18 protein-coding genes are annotated in these 12569 nt (G+C 67.7%); 6 read left to right on the forward strand and 12 right to left on the reverse strand.

Annotated features, from left to right (window positions below; translation table 11 throughout):
- Window positions 1-87: 87 nt before the first annotated feature.
- Entirely contained in the window at window positions 88-393 is a 306-nt protein-coding gene (locus AC07XS_RS01510; protein ID WP_182713271.1) for a DUF3253 domain-containing protein, read from the reverse strand.
- A 47-nt stretch (window positions 394-440) separates the two neighbouring features.
- On the opposite strand from AC07XS_RS01510, the gene AC07XS_RS01515 reads away from it, so the two are divergent.
- The gene (locus AC07XS_RS01515) at window positions 441-875 is read left to right on the forward strand and encodes a PaaI family thioesterase (RefSeq protein WP_008262173.1); all 435 of its coding nucleotides are present in this window, start codon (window positions 441-443) and stop codon (window positions 873-875) included.
- Here the strand turns inward: AC07XS_RS01515 and AC07XS_RS01520 are convergent.
- The 7 genes from AC07XS_RS01520 to AC07XS_RS01550 all read right to left on the reverse strand — a co-directional run bounded on the left by AC07XS_RS01520 (window position 859) and on the right by AC07XS_RS01550 (window position 5838).
- Window positions 859-1497 (reverse strand): YoaK family protein, encoded by a 639-nt coding sequence (locus tag AC07XS_RS01520; protein ID WP_152950854.1) that lies wholly within the window; start codon window positions 1495-1497, stop codon window positions 859-861. The genes AC07XS_RS01515 and AC07XS_RS01520 overlap by 17 nt on opposite strands.
- A 6-nt stretch (window positions 1498-1503) precedes the next feature.
- Entirely contained in the window at window positions 1504-2124 is a 621-nt protein-coding gene (locus AC07XS_RS01525; protein WP_182713270.1) for a glutathione S-transferase, read from the reverse strand.
- Between the two features lie 28 nt (window positions 2125-2152).
- Entirely contained in the window at window positions 2153-3427 is a 1275-nt protein-coding gene (locus AC07XS_RS01530; protein WP_182713269.1) for a nucleoside transporter C-terminal domain-containing protein, read from the reverse strand.
- 83 nt (window positions 3428-3510) lie between these two features.
- Window positions 3511-3939 (reverse strand): DoxX family protein, encoded by a 429-nt coding sequence (locus AC07XS_RS01535; RefSeq protein WP_182713268.1) that lies wholly within the window; start codon window positions 3937-3939, stop codon window positions 3511-3513.
- The gene (locus tag AC07XS_RS01540; protein WP_182713267.1) at window positions 3936-4700 is read right to left on the reverse strand and encodes an HvfC/BufC N-terminal domain-containing protein; all 765 of its coding nucleotides are present in this window, start codon (window positions 4698-4700) and stop codon (window positions 3936-3938) included. The genes AC07XS_RS01535 and AC07XS_RS01540 overlap by 4 nt, the downstream gene beginning before the upstream one ends.
- Window positions 4697-5545: an MNIO family bufferin maturase gene (bufB, locus tag AC07XS_RS01545; RefSeq protein ID WP_182713266.1), complete on the reverse strand. Its 849-nt coding sequence runs from the start codon at window positions 5543-5545 to the stop codon at window positions 4697-4699. Before bufB ends, AC07XS_RS01540 begins: the two co-directional genes overlap by 4 nt.
- On the reverse strand, window positions 5545-5838 hold the full coding sequence (locus AC07XS_RS01550; RefSeq protein WP_182713265.1) for a BufA1 family periplasmic bufferin-type metallophore: 294 nt from the start codon (window positions 5836-5838) through the stop codon (window positions 5545-5547). The genes bufB and AC07XS_RS01550 overlap by 1 nt, the downstream gene beginning before the upstream one ends.
- A 162-nt stretch (window positions 5839-6000) precedes the next feature.
- Between AC07XS_RS01550 and AC07XS_RS01555 the strand changes: the two genes are divergently transcribed.
- Together AC07XS_RS01555 and AC07XS_RS01560 are read left to right on the forward strand one after the other, a co-directional pair.
- Complete coding sequence (locus AC07XS_RS01555) at window positions 6001-6543, forward strand: sigma-70 family RNA polymerase sigma factor (protein WP_152950857.1); 543 nt, start codon at window positions 6001-6003, stop codon at window positions 6541-6543.
- Window positions 6533-7168, forward strand: coding sequence for an NrsF family protein (locus AC07XS_RS01560; RefSeq protein WP_054766510.1), 636 nt, complete (start codon window positions 6533-6535; stop codon window positions 7166-7168). Before AC07XS_RS01555 ends, AC07XS_RS01560 begins: the two co-directional genes overlap by 11 nt.
- Before the next feature lie 7 nt (window positions 7169-7175).
- On the opposite strand, the gene AC07XS_RS01565 is transcribed toward AC07XS_RS01560, so the two are convergent.
- Window positions 7176-8054 (reverse strand): branched-chain amino acid aminotransferase, encoded by an 879-nt coding sequence (locus AC07XS_RS01565; protein ID WP_054766511.1) that lies wholly within the window; start codon window positions 8052-8054, stop codon window positions 7176-7178.
- Window positions 8055-8136: 82 nt separating this feature from the next.
- Here AC07XS_RS01565 and AC07XS_RS01570 point away from each other — a divergent pair, with 82 nt between their 5' ends.
- From AC07XS_RS01570 to AC07XS_RS01580, 3 genes are read left to right on the forward strand one after another with little or no spacing between them, the layout of a single operon-like run.
- On the forward strand, window positions 8137-8874 hold the full coding sequence (locus tag AC07XS_RS01570) for a response regulator transcription factor (RefSeq protein WP_182713264.1): 738 nt from the start codon (window positions 8137-8139) through the stop codon (window positions 8872-8874).
- Between the two features lie 16 nt (window positions 8875-8890).
- Window positions 8891-10321, forward strand: coding sequence for an ATP-binding protein (locus AC07XS_RS01575; RefSeq protein WP_233455820.1), 1431 nt, complete (start codon window positions 8891-8893; stop codon window positions 10319-10321).
- Window positions 10314-10790: a hypothetical protein gene (locus AC07XS_RS01580; protein WP_054767037.1), complete on the forward strand. Its 477-nt coding sequence runs from the start codon at window positions 10314-10316 to the stop codon at window positions 10788-10790. The genes AC07XS_RS01575 and AC07XS_RS01580 overlap by 8 nt, the downstream gene beginning before the upstream one ends.
- A gap of 6 nt (window positions 10791-10796) precedes the next feature.
- Here the strand turns inward: AC07XS_RS01580 and AC07XS_RS01585 are convergent, their stop codons facing one another.
- The 3 genes from AC07XS_RS01585 to AC07XS_RS01595 all read right to left on the reverse strand — a co-directional run bounded on the left by AC07XS_RS01585 (window position 10797) and on the right by AC07XS_RS01595 (window position 12485).
- A complete protein-coding gene (locus AC07XS_RS01585) occupies window positions 10797-11606 on the reverse strand; it encodes a pyrroline-5-carboxylate reductase dimerization domain-containing protein (RefSeq protein WP_182713263.1) in 810 nt (269 codons plus the stop codon).
- Entirely contained in the window at window positions 11606-12109 is a 504-nt protein-coding gene (locus AC07XS_RS01590; protein ID WP_054766514.1) for a type III secretion system chaperone family protein, read from the reverse strand. Before AC07XS_RS01590 ends, AC07XS_RS01585 begins: the two co-directional genes overlap by 1 nt.
- A 76-nt stretch (window positions 12110-12185) precedes the next feature.
- Window positions 12186-12485, reverse strand: coding sequence for an accessory factor UbiK family protein (locus AC07XS_RS01595; protein WP_182713262.1), 300 nt, complete (start codon window positions 12483-12485; stop codon window positions 12186-12188).
- Window positions 12486-12569: the final 84 nt, after the last annotated feature.

Raw genomic sequence — 12569 nt, forward strand, 5'->3', positions numbered from 1 at the left:
CTCGCCGATTTTCAGCGATGCCGATCCCAAAAGCCTTGCCTCAAGAAAAGGACTGGGTCCCCGCCTTCGCGGGGATGAGCGGAGTGGTCAATCTTCGATGTCGTCCTCGGCGACCGGCGGACGGCGGCTCAGCGCCAGGGCCGCCTCCTCCTCGGTCGGCAGGCGCAGGCGCGTCACGCCGCGGAAATTGTCCGGATCGACCGGCTTGCCCTTTTTGGTGATGGTCAGCCTGCCCTGGCGCATCAGGCCCAGGGCCGCAGCCCGCACCTTGGGCAGCATCCGCTGCCACTGCTCCGGCTGCAGCGCCTTGGCCACCTCGGCCGGCTCGATGCTCTTGCCCGGCTCAAGCCCGGCGAGTTTATTCAAGATTGCGGTTTCGATCGGATCGCTCATTGCGCCTATATGCTGCACCGCGAGACCAGAAGTAAGGCCGAGTCGTCATGCCGAAGAAAATCACCGTCACCGAGGGCGAGTTCGCCGGTTGGCAGACCTATGACCTGCACGACACCTTCGACGTCGTGGTCGGCCCCTTTTACGGCAAGCTCGATCCCGACGGCCACATGCGCTGCGCCTTCCGCGCCGAGCAAAAGCATATGAATGCGGGCGGCCGGATGCACGGCGGCTGTCTGATGACCTTCGCCGACATCGCCATGTTCCAGATCGCCTATCAGGAGATGGAGGGCGCCTCGGGCGTGACGGTCCAGCTCGATTCCACCTTCATCGACGGCGCCTATGTCGGCGAACTGATCGAGGCGACCGGTCAGGTCACCAAGGCGGGCAAGAGCCTGATCTTCGTGCGGGGCCAGATCAACACCGGCGAACGGCTGCTGATGACCTTCTCGGGCGTGATCCGCAAGTTCACGCCGCGCGGCTGAACCGCACGATCAGAGCCATCAAGAGGGCGAAACCGGCGGCGGGCCAGAGGGCCGCCAGTCCCAGACGGCCGAAGGTCAGGGCGCCCAGCACCGCCCCGACGCTCAGCCCCGCCCACAGGGTCAGATAGGCCTTGTAGGCGTGCCGGTCTCCGCCCTTTACAGCGCCCGCCAGGGCCTGACCCAGCTTGACCAGGGTTCCGGTCATATAGGTCAGGCTGACCCCGACCTCTCCGTTCCTCAGGAAGACCGAGTTCTCGGCGCCCATGGCCATGACCATCAGGCCGACGGCCGCAGGCGTCAGCCCCGCGCCCGCAAGAGCAGCTGCCAAGGCCAGCAGCAGCCCCTCGAACATCAGGACCCGGCTGCGCGAAGGAGCGTCCTCGCCGCCGGCGACCAGGGCGCCGAGAAACGAGCCCAGGACGAACAAGGCCAATATGGCCGCCAGATGGGCGGCCGCCGGCCATTGCCCTTCGGCGAGGCTGGCGGCCAACCGGGTGGAATTGCCGCTCATGAAGGAGACGAACACGCCGCCCAGGTGCAGAAAGCCGAGGGCGTCGACATAGCCGGCCAGACCCGCCAGCAGCAGGGCCAGCCAGCGATCCGATCGCGTCAGCGACCGCAAGGCGGCTCAGACCCCCGCCTTGGCCGCCGGCCGCTCCCGGCAGGCGTCGAACCAGCGGTGCAGGTTCTCGAACTCGGCGGGCGGGCGATAACGGACCAGACGGGCGAAGTCCAAACCGACCACGGCGACGATGTCGGCGATGGTGAACCGGTCCAGGGCGATGAATTCCCGCTCCGCCAGATGCCGGTCCAGGGTCTTCATGAACCGCTCGGCCGACAGCCGATTATAGTCCGCCACCTGCGGGATCTGCACCGCCTCCAGCGCCGCCAGGGCGGGATGGGAATGGCGCACGTTCAGCATCAGCGGATTGGACAGATAGAATTCGCACCGGCGGGTCCACATCTCGACCACCGCCTGTTCGCGGGCGTCCCGGCCGAACAGATTGGGCTCGGGATAGAGCGCCTCCAGATAGCGGCAGATGGCCACCGATTCCGAAATCGTCGTGCCGTCGTCCAGCTCCAGCGCCGGCAGATGCGGCACCCCGACCTTGTCGCGATAGTCCGGCTTGCGGTGCTCGCCGGTCATGATGTCGATTTCGACCAGTTCGACGTCCTCGACCCCCTTCTCCGCCAGGACCCATCGGACCCGGCGGGGATTGGGCGCGCGGTGTGAGGTGTAGAGCTTCATCGGAACGCCTCCGTTGTTTTGAGAAACGCTACTGCCCGAACACCGCCGCTGGCAAGGTGCCCACTATGGCCGCGCTCATCAAGGTGGCCATGAAACCGGCGAACAGGGCCTTCCAGATCAGCCCCAGAACCTCATGACGACGCTCGGGCATCAGGACCGACAGGCCGGTCACCGTAATGCCCACCGAACCGATGTTGGCGAAGCCGCACAGCGCATAGGTCATCAGCATCCGCGTCCGCTCGCTCATCGCCTCGGCCGGAATCTTGCCCAGGTCGATGAAGGCCACGAATTCGGTCAGGGCCAGTTTGACGCCCAGCAGCCAGCCGCCCAGGCCCGCCTCGCGCGCATCCACCCCGATCAGCCAGGCCAGGGGAGTGAACAGGACGCCCAGAATCCGCTCGACCGTCAGCGGCTCGCCGAAGACGATCCAACCGCCCAGCATGATGTTGACCAGGGCGACCAGGGCGACGAACACAATCAGCACGGCCGAAATGTTCAGCACCACCATCAGCCCGTCCGAGGTGCCCTTGGAAATGGCGTCGATGGCGCTGTCGTACTTCAGGGCCGAGTCATAGCTGATGGCCTGGGCCGCCTGTTTGTCGGGCTCGGGCACGATGATCCGCGCCAGCAGCACCCCGGCCGGGGCCGAGACGATGGAGGCGACCAGGACGTGGCCGGCCGCGTTCGGCAGGGTCTGGGACAGGATGCTGGCGTAGGCCACCATGGTCGATCCCGCCACCGTCGCCAAACCGACCGTCATCATCAGGAAGATTTCGGACCGGCTCAGCTTGTCCAGATAGGCCTTGATGACGATCGGGCTTTCGATCGTGCCCAGGAAGATGTTGGCCGCCACCGCAAGGGCCGAGGCGCCGCCCAGCCCCATGGTGCGCTGAAACAGAAAGCCGAAGCCCCGGATCAGCCACTTCAGGATCTTCCAGTGCCACAACAGGGCCGACAGGGCGGAAATCACCATGATCAGCGGCAGGACGTTGAAGGCGAAGGTGAACAGGGCGCCTTCGTTCTGAACCGCATAGGGCTGATCGCCCCCGCCCAGATAGCCGAAGACGAACCGCGTGCCCTGCGCCGTCGCCACGGCCAGGCCGTCGATCGCCCCCGTGACGGCGGCCAGCACCGTTCGCGACCCCGGAATGGCGAACAGGGCCAGCACCAGCGCGGCCTGAACCGCCACGGCGCCGATCGCCAGCTTCCACGGGAAGACCCGCCGGTTCTCCGAGATCGCCCAGCAGACGGCGATGATGACGACCAGGCCGAACAGGCTCTGGAGGTTCAGAAGGCTGAACATGAAACGGCGATCCCTGCCCGGCCCGCGCCGGCTTCATCCGCTTCAAGGACAAAGTGACGCGGCTGACAAGAGGCGTGCGCGTATCAGTCGATCTTCAGCACACGGTCCAGACTGACGGCGCCCGGTCCGCGCGCGATCAGATAGGCCAGCGGCCCGGCCCAAAGCAGATGGACGGGCCAACCACCCGGCTCGACGAAGACCTGGATCACGAGGGTCATGAACAGCAGGCCCGCCGCCGCCGACCGCGTCGCCAGCCCCAGCACGATCAGCATCGGAAAAAGGTGCTCGGAATAGGTCGCCAGATGCGCCGCCAGGTCAGCAGGCAGCAGCGGCACGCGGTATTCCTCGGCGAACAGATAGCGCGTCGAGGGGGTGATCGTCAGCAGCCCCTCGACCTTGGTCCGCCCCGACAGGAAGAAGGGCGTGGCGATCCCGACGCGCAGCAGCAGGGCCAGGGCGGCCTCGGGCGCGGCGGCGGTGATGCGTCGATGAATGTCCGCGATACGGTTCATGGTTGGTCCTTCGGGATCGAGGGTGAGAGGAAGACGCCGAGCGAGATCAGGCCGGCGAACAGGGCGGAAAGATCCAGACCGCGCGCCGCCGCCTGGACCGCAGCCGCAGCGACACCGAACGGTCGATGAAGGCGACAAGCGTCCAGGAAGACCCATTCCGCGCGGCTCAACCGCCGCGCCTGCACCTCGGCGCCCGGCCGGTGCACCAGCAAGCCTTCCGCCTCGGCCCGCCACTCGAGAGACGCGTCCGGGGACGGATAGCGATGCGCCAGCCAGAGCGAGGGCGCCGTCCACTCGAACCAGAACAACTGAACCGACGGGTGCAGATTGGCCGTTACGCCCGCCAAGGCGGGGCCGAGCGCGGCGGCCTCGCGCGGCTCGAACGGCGCTGCGTCCTTGGCCAGATGAGCTTGGGTCCAGGCCCGATCCAGCCGGGCGCAGGGCGCCAGATAGGCCATATCCGTCGCCGGCTGGAAACGCGCCAGCCAATCGGGGAAGCCTGCGCCGTAATCGACCAGCACCGGGGTGTCGCCCGGCTGGTCGGCGACAAAGGCGGCGGCGGCCGCGCGAAACCAATCTTCGCCAACCATCTGCAACACGGTGGGATAGTTGGCTTCCAGGGCGTCGATACGGCCCTTGATCGTCGTGTTGCGATAGACGGCCAGCGCACCCAGCGTCCGGTCGCCCGGCTCCAGGTGAGGCCGCAGAGACTCCAGATCGCCGGTCAGCGCCCTGTCGAAAGCCGCGTGAAACCCGGTCACGCCAAGGCCTCGACGGCGGTCAGCGCCGCAGCGGCGCGTGCCTGCTCGGCCAGCAGGACCGGGAATTCGGGAACATCGCCGTCGCGCTCGACCAGGGTCGGCCGAGGGCCGATGCGCGCGATCAGACGCTCATAGAGCGCCCAGACGGCCTCGGACACGGGGGTGTCGTGACTGTCGATCAGCAGGGCCTCGCCCCAGACGGGATCGGGGCGATGGCCCGCCAGATGGATTTCGCCCACCAGTTCGCCGGGTACGGCGTCCAGCCAGGCCTCGGCGGAGAAGCCCATGTTCGAGGCGCTGACATGGACGTTGTTGACGTCGATTAGCAGGCCGCAGCCGGTCCGCCGGGCCATCTCGACCAGGAAATCCACCTCGTCCCAGTCATGTCCGGCCAGGGCCAGATAGGCGGACGGATTTTCGATTAGCAGCCGCCGTCCCAGGGCCTGCTGCGCCTCGTCGACATGGTCGCACACCAGGTTCAGGATCTCGCGGCTGCGCGGGACAGGCAACAGATCGGGGTGATAGACCCCGCCGCGTCGCGACCAGGCCAGATGTTCGGACACCAAAAAGGGTTCGAACCGATCGATCAGGGCGCGAAAACGGGCCAGATGTTCGCGATCCGGCCGCTCGTCACCGGCCAGGGACAGGCCGACCCCGTGCAGCGACAACGGTCGGGCGGCGCGGATCGTCTCCAGCCAGGACAGGCGCGGCCCGCCCGCAACCATATAGTTCTCGGGATGAACCTCGAACCACAGGCCGCGCTGGGCTCCGGCCGCCGGACAGGCCGCAGCCTCCGGGTAGTGCTGGGGCTTCAGGCCCAGTCCAGCGGTCGGAACGGGGGACATCAGCGGTTCGGGATCGGGCTCAGCGAACCCTTGCCCTTGGGCGTCTCGATAGAGGTGCAGGTGCCCTTGGCGACCAGTTTCCAGGCATTGCCCTGATAGTCGCGCACCGAGGTGCCGGCGCAGGTGGTGCCGGGGCCGGCGGCGCAGTCGTTCTTGCCCGCCTTGGCCACGCCGTAGCACTTCTCCATGGCGGCTTCCTGCTGGGCGGTCGGGCGGTTCTGTGCAGCGGCGGCGTTGGCGCCCAGGGCCAGCAGGGCGCCGGCGCCGACCAGGATCTTGGCGGAGATAGTCATGGGATCATTTCCTGTGTGACAGCGGCCCGGAGCGGACCCGCTTGACAGGAAGGGTTTCGACGCCCGCACGGCGAAGGTTACCGGCGCCATCAGAAAAAGAATTCTCGCCGATCGTCGTCCGCCGTGTAACCTCCGCCCTGTCCGACGCGAATGGGTTGGGGCGTGGTCGACAAGGAAGCCGAGCTCAAACGTCTGATGTTGCGGGGTCTCGACGGCGACCCCGTGGCCTGGCGCGCCCTGCTGTCCGAAATGCGCGGCGCCCTGACCCCCTTTTTCAAACGTCGCCTGACCGGCTGCGAGGCCGACGCGGAGGATCTCGTGCAGGACTGTCTGATCGCCATCCACGCCAAGCGGGCGACCTACGACCGGTCGCTGCCCTTCACGGCCTGGGCCTATGCGATCGCGCGCTACAAGCTGATCGACCATTTCCGCCGCCTGGGACGACGCGCCGACGTGCCGCTGGAGGAGGCGTCGGTCCTTTTGGCCGAACACACGGTCGAGGACGGCGTCGTGCGCCGCGATCTGAAGAAGGTCCTGTCCATTCTGCCGCCGCGTCAGCGCCGCCTCATCGAGGACGTTCGGATCGGCGGCTTCTCCTTGGCCGAAGCGGCCAAGCGCAACGGCTTTACCGAGGGCGCGGCCAAGGTCAGCGTCCACCGCAGCATGAAGACGCTGGTCGCCAGCGTATCGCCCGATGAAGACTGACGACCTGATCGACGCCCTCGCCGCCGGGCTGGAGCCGGCCAAGCCCGCCATGCCCAGCCCTGTCCTGCTGGCCGCCGCCGCCGTGGCGGCCGTGGCGGCGGTCGGCCTGTTCTTGGGCTTCCGGCCTGATCTGGGCCAGGCGCTTCAGGGGCCGATCCCCTGGCTGAAAGGGATTTACACCGCCGCCCTTGCGGGGACCGGGATCTGGCTGGCGATACGGCTGGGGCGCCCCGGCGTCGATCCGCGCCCGGCGGTCTTCGCCCTGCTCGCCGTTGTGGCGGCGGCGGGACTGTGGGGCCTGATTGAGATGAGCCTGACTTCGCCTGAGCAGCGCATGGACGACTGGCTGGGCGGAACCTGGACCATCTGCGGCCGTAACATCGTGCTGGTCTCGGCCTTCGCCGCGCCGTTTGTCTTTCTCTCGGCGCGGAAACTGGCCCCGACGCGGCCGGCGACGGCGGGTCTGGCGCTGGGCCTGGCGACCGGCGGCCTCGCCGCCACCGCCTACGGCCTGCTTCACTGCGGCGAGGCGACCGCCGCCTTCGTCGCCACCTGGTACACGCTGGGGATCGCGGCCGCCGGCCTGATCGGCGCCGCCGTCGGCCGCTTCGCCCTGCGTTGGTGAGCCGCCCTCAGAGCTGGCGGCGCACCAGCTTGCCGTAGGTCTCCATCAGGTCCAGCGACAGGGCGCCGGGGGTGAAGCGGTAGTCGCCCACCTCGGCCACCGGGGTCACCTCGACGGCGGTGCCGGTCAGGAAGCATTCGGAGAAGTCCGACAGCTCTTCGGGGCGGATGTCGCGCACCACGACCTCGATCCCCTTGGCCTTGGCGATCTCGATCACCGTCTGACGGGTAATGCCGTCCAGAATGTGCTCGACGCTGGGGGTGTGCAGCACGCCGTCCTTGACGAAGAAGACGTTGGCGCCGGTGGCCTCGGCCACATAGCCGCGCCAGTCCAGCATCAGGGCGTCGGCGAAACCGTTCCGCTCAGCCGTGTTCTTGGACATGGTGCAGATCATGTAGAGGCCGGCGGCCTTGGCCGTGGTCGGGGCCGTCGCCGGGTCGGGGCGGCGCCACTTGGCCCATTCCAGCTTCAGACCGCGCGCCTTGACCTCGGGATCGAAATAGCTGGGCCAATCCCAGACGGCGACCGCCAGATGGACCTTGTTGTTCAGGGCCGAGACGCTGGTCTGTTCCGGCCCCAGATAGGCGACCGGACGCACGTAACAGTCGGTCAGACCGTTCTTGGCGCAGGTTTCGTTACAGATGGCGTCGATTTCAGCGACGCTGTAGGGTATCTCGAAATCGAGCAGGTTCGCGGACCGCTTCAGGCGCTCCGAATGCGGCGTCAGCTTGAAGATTTCGCCGCCGTACATACGCTCACCCTCGAATACCGACGAGCCATAGTGGAGGGCATGGGTCAAAATATGCGTTTTCGTTTCCCGCCAGGGCACGAATTCGCCGTCAAACCAGATCCATCCATCACGATCGTCGAAAGGAACGAAGGCCATTGAAACACGTCTCCTGCAGAAGTCTCCCTGTTAGAGCCCCCCGAATCGCTCAGGTCAACGGCTGGGATCGGGAGAATCGCGCATGAGCCTGGCTGAAACCCGCTCTTACGGCCGCTCGGGACCCATCGCGGGACCGGGGGTGGGCCGTCATCTGCTGATCGTCGATGACGACGACCGCATCCGCGAACTGCTGAAGGAATTCCTGGCGCGGGAAGGCTACCGCGTCACCGGCGCCGCCCACGCGGCGGCGGCCAAGCGGATGATGGAGCTGATCGAGTTCGACCTGGTCGTGCTGGACGTCATGATGCCCGGCGAAAGCGGCCTTGACCTGACCTCCTGGGTCCGCGCCAAGGCCGAGACCTCCAAGACGCCGGTCCTTCTGCTGACCGCGCGCGGCGACCCTGAGGACCGGATCGAAGGTCTGTCGCGCGGCGCCGACGACTATATGTCAAAGCCGTTCGAGCCGCGCGAACTGGCGCTGCGCATCGACGCCATCCTGCGGCGCACCGGCGGCAAGCCGATCGGCCCGCGCGAGATCAAGCTGGGGACGGCGGTCTTCGACATGGAGCGGCTGGAGCTGATCCGCGACGGCGCACCCCAGCGCCTGACCGAGGCCGAGGCCCAACTTCTGAAGACCCTGGCCCTTCACGCCCATGCCCCGGTCGAGCGGATGAGCCTGTCGCCCGACACCGCCGACATCACCGGCCGCGCCGTCGATGTTCAGGTCACCCGCCTGCGCCGCAAGCTGGAGGCGGACCCCAAGAACCCCCGCTATCTTCAGACGGTGCGCGGCGTGGGCTATATGCTCGCGCCCGACTGAGGGCGGACCCGACGCCATGCGGCTGCTGCCCGCCTATCTGTGGCCGCGTTTCCTGAAGCGGCGGATACCGACCTCGCTGTGGGGCCGGTCGCTGCTGATCATCGTCCTGCCCGTGCTGGTGATGCAGGTGGTGGTGACCTGGATCTTCTTCGACGCCCACTGGCAGACGGTGACGGCGCGCCTGTCCGAAGGTCTGGCCGGCGACATCGCCTGGGCCGTCGAAAGCTATGAGGACGACCCCAGCCCCCGCAATCTGGAGCGGCTGGCCAGCCGGGCCGAACGCTCCATGTCCCTGTCGATCGCCCTGCAGGAGGGGCGCACCCTGCCGACCGAAACGCGACGCGGGCCGATCGGGGTGGTGGACCGGGTGCTGGACCGGGCCCTCGACGCCCGCCTGGACCGTCCCTACTGGTTCGACACCACCCGCTACCCCGCCTATGTCGACATTCAGGTGCAGGAGCCGCAAGGGGTGCTGCGGATCATCGCCCCGCGTGAGCGCGCGGTGGCGACCCAAGCCCACATCTTCGTCCTGTGGCTGGCCGTCGCCACCATCCTGCTGATGGGGGTGGCGATCCTGTTCATCCGCAACCAGGTCCGCGCCATCGAACGTCTGGCCGACGCGGCCGAAGCCTTCGGTCGAGGCGAGACCGTGCCCCGGTTCAAGCCGCACGGCGCGCGCGAGGTGCGGGCCGCCGCGACCGCCTTCCTGTCCATGCGCGACCGCATCCAGCGTCATATCGACCAGCGCACCGCCCTGCTCGCCTCGGTCAGCCACGATCTGCGCACGCCCTTGACCCGGCTTCGACTAGAGTTGGCCCTGGCCCCGCCGTTCAAGCGTCAGTCCGCCATGCGCGGCGACCTGGACGAGATGGAGCATATGATCGACGAATATCTGGACTTCGCCCGCGGCGAAGCCGGCGAGCCGCCGAAGCCGGTGTCCATCCGCGATCTGCTGAAGACGGCCGGCGAGGACGCGAAACGCGCCGGCGCCGAAGTCGAGCTGGCGGCGCCGGAGGGGCTGACGGCCTCGCTGCGCCCGCTGGCCTTCAAACGGGCCCTGGTCAATCTGGCGGGCAACGCCGCTTCGCACGGCGAAAGGGTGCGGCTGTCCGCCCGCGCCCTGGCCTCGGGCGGGCTGGAGATCGCGGTGGAGGACGACGGGCCCGGCATTCCCGAAGACATGTATGAGGAAGCCTTCCGACCCTTCTCGCGCCTGGACGAATCCCGCAATCAGAACCGCAAGGGTGTCGGCCTGGGCCTGGCCATCGCCAGGGACGTCGCGCGGGGACACGGCGGCGACGTCACCCTGGACCGCAGCGACATGGGCGGACTGAAGGCGATCATCCGCCTGCCCGGACAGGCCTCCATCGTCGCCCCCTCTAGCGAAACGGGGGGCCAGGGCGCATCTTCAGTTCGGACAGGGCATGGAGATGAACACGATGCGTAAACTCGCCTTTCTTGCGCCGCTTGCCGCGACCTTGGCCGTCGCCGCCATGGCTCAGGCGCAGAACCCGAACGTCAACGTCACGATCGGCCCCGACCTGCAGCGCCAGGTCGAAAAACTGGGCGATCGCGAAGTCAATGAACAGATCGCCGCCCTTCAGGCCGAGGTGGGCAAGGCGCTGGAGCAACGCTATCCCGGCGCCAAGGCCAATCTGGTCCTGAACGATCTGAAGCCGAACCGGCCGACCATGGAGCAGATCCGCCAGAACCCGAGCCTGGACCCCATCCGCAGCGTCTCGATCGGCGGCGCCGCGATCAAGGGCGAAATCGTCACCGCCGACGGCCAGTCGCGGCCGGTGGACTTCTCCTACTTCTCGCCGAACATCCGCGACGTCTGGGGCTACAGCGTCTGGCGCGACGCCGACCGGGCGTTCGAGCGGTTCGGCGACCAGATCGAACGCGGCCGCTTCTAAGAGGTCTTAGGCGCCCATTTCGCGGTTGCGGCGCACCGCCGCCGCGACGGTGTCGTTCAGCATCTCCGTCAGACGCCCGTCCCGCGCCATGGCCTCCAGCCCCGCGCGGGTCGAGCCGCCGGGCGAGGCGATGCGGCCGATCAAGGCGTCCAAGGTATCATCGCCCATCGACTCCGCGGCGGATCGCAGGGTGGCGCGGGCCAGAACGTCAGCCGTGCCCGCGTCCAGCCCCGCCGCCTCCCCGGCGCGCGCCAGGGCCTCTGTGAAGGCGTAGAAATAGGCCGCGCCCGATCCGGCCACGGCCGTCGCGGCGTCCATCAGGGCTTCGTCCGCCAGATCGACCGTCTCGGCCATCGGCTGGAACAGGGCGCGACCCAGGGCGCGCGCCCGATCATCGGCCGACCAGACCGAGGCCACCCCGCGTCCGCGCGAGACGCCGGTGGTCGGCATCACCCGCACGATGGGCCAGCCGCCGATCCCTTCGGCCAGGGTCGGCGCCGTGACGCCCGCCATGACCGACAGGATCACCGCCTTATCGCCCAGGAAGGGCAGAAGCGGCGTAATGACGTCGCGCCACAGGGCGGGCTTGACCGCCAGGACGATCACCTTGGCCTCGGCCAATACCTCGAGCGGCGGATTGACCCGCGCGCCCTGCGCCCGTGCGGCTTCTGCGGCGGGCTTTTGCGAGGGCGTCAGGATGATCAGATCGGAGGCCGCGACCGTCTGGGTCAGCAGCCAGCCTTCCAGAATGGCCGAGCCCAGCCGGCCGCAACCGACCAGGACGACGGGGCCTTCCACCGGCTGGGGATCAGCCATCAGGCGTTGCCGACCGTCTCGAACAGGCAGGCCTCTATGGCCTCCTGGGGCTTCTTGTTCCCGCGCACCATGAAGTCGAAGGCGGGGTAATAGCGGTCCGCCGCCTCGATCGCCGCGTCGATCATAGAGGCCGCCTGGGCCAGGGTCGGCCGCTCGCCCATCGGCAGGGCCAGGGAATGGCGGAAGACGATCTCGCCGTCCTCGGCCCAGACCTCGAAATGGCCCATCCAGGTGCGCTGATTGATCAGGCCGACCAGTTCGTGGGCGGCCGTCTTGCGGCTCTTGGCCACCTTCAGATCAAGGGCGCAGCAAAGCTGCAGGCAGTCGCCCTCGGGCCGCCAGGCGAACCAAAGCTCGTAATCCTTCCAGTCCCCTGCGAGCGCAAAGGCCAGATCACCGTCGTCGGTGCGATCGAACGGCAGGTTCTCGGCCGTAAGAACATGCTCCACGACCTCCAGCGGGTCGAAGGGCACGTCCGTTTCCTCGGGCCGGGCGATGTCCATCAAGTCTCTCAGTTCGGGCTGCGGCCGCCAGAATCACGGCCGTTAACAGAGTGGTAAGCCTGTTCGCGGATTCGGCTCAACCGGCTGCGTCCCCGGGTTGAGTTCCATCTGTGGACGTTCCCGCGGCGGGCTTGGTCGAGGTCTTGGCGGCGGGCTTCTTGCCGGCCTTCAGCTCGGCGATCTCGGCCCGCAGGGCGGCGATCTCATCCTTCAGCACATCGAACTCGTCGCGACGGACCAGGTCCATCTCGGCGACGATCCGGTCGGTCTGGGCGCGCCAGGCGGTCTTGGCCTCTTCGCCGGCGGCCTGGGCCAGGCCCATGGCGCCCGTCGTCAGCTTGGCGAACTCATCCAGAAGGGGATTGCGGGTCTGCATCGAAGGGCTCCGACTCGAACGTCGTTAACGGAGGGTCACCGACTATGGTGAACGAAACCTTTCTTTCTGCTGCTTCGGCGGCGC

This window comes from Brevundimonas sp. GW456-12-10-14-LB3, assembly GCF_059424365.1.

Bases quoted from the DNA above. Each gene is read 5' to 3' on its own strand.
- AC07XS_RS01510 (WP_182713271.1), bottom strand. From the start codon at position 393: ATGAGCGATCCGATCGAAACCGCAATCTTGAATAAACTCGCCGGGCTT.
- AC07XS_RS01515 (WP_008262173.1), top strand. From the start codon at position 441: ATGCCGAAGAAAATCACCGTCACCGAGGGCGAGTTCGCCGGTTGGCAG.
- AC07XS_RS01525 (WP_182713270.1), bottom strand. From the start codon at position 2,124: ATGAAGCTCTACACCTCACACCGCGCGCCCAATCCCCGCCGGGTCCGA.
- AC07XS_RS01530 (WP_182713269.1), bottom strand. From the start codon at position 3,427: ATGTTCAGCCTTCTGAACCTCCAGAGCCTGTTCGGCCTGGTCGTCATC.
- AC07XS_RS01535 (WP_182713268.1), bottom strand. From the start codon at position 3,939: ATGAACCGTATCGCGGACATTCATCGACGCATCACCGCCGCCGCGCCC.
- bufB (WP_182713266.1), bottom strand. From the start codon at position 5,545: ATGTCCCCCGTTCCGACCGCTGGACTGGGCCTGAAGCCCCAGCACTAC.
- AC07XS_RS01550 (WP_182713265.1), bottom strand. From the start codon at position 5,838: ATGACTATCTCCGCCAAGATCCTGGTCGGCGCCGGCGCCCTGCTGGCC.
- AC07XS_RS01560 (WP_054766510.1), top strand. From the start codon at position 6,533: ATGAAGACTGACGACCTGATCGACGCCCTCGCCGCCGGGCTGGAGCCG.
- AC07XS_RS01565 (WP_054766511.1), bottom strand. From the start codon at position 8,054: ATGGCCTTCGTTCCTTTCGACGATCGTGATGGATGGATCTGGTTTGAC.
- AC07XS_RS01570 (WP_182713264.1), top strand. From the start codon at position 8,137: ATGAGCCTGGCTGAAACCCGCTCTTACGGCCGCTCGGGACCCATCGCG.
- AC07XS_RS01575 (WP_233455820.1), top strand. From the start codon at position 8,891: ATGCGGCTGCTGCCCGCCTATCTGTGGCCGCGTTTCCTGAAGCGGCGG.
- AC07XS_RS01580 (WP_054767037.1), top strand. From the start codon at position 10,314: ATGCGTAAACTCGCCTTTCTTGCGCCGCTTGCCGCGACCTTGGCCGTC.
- AC07XS_RS01585 (WP_182713263.1), bottom strand. From the start codon at position 11,606: ATGGCTGATCCCCAGCCGGTGGAAGGCCCCGTCGTCCTGGTCGGTTGC.
- AC07XS_RS01590 (WP_054766514.1), bottom strand. From the start codon at position 12,109: ATGGACATCGCCCGGCCCGAGGAAACGGACGTGCCCTTCGACCCGCTG.
- AC07XS_RS01595 (WP_182713262.1), bottom strand. From the start codon at position 12,485: ATGCAGACCCGCAATCCCCTTCTGGATGAGTTCGCCAAGCTGACGACG.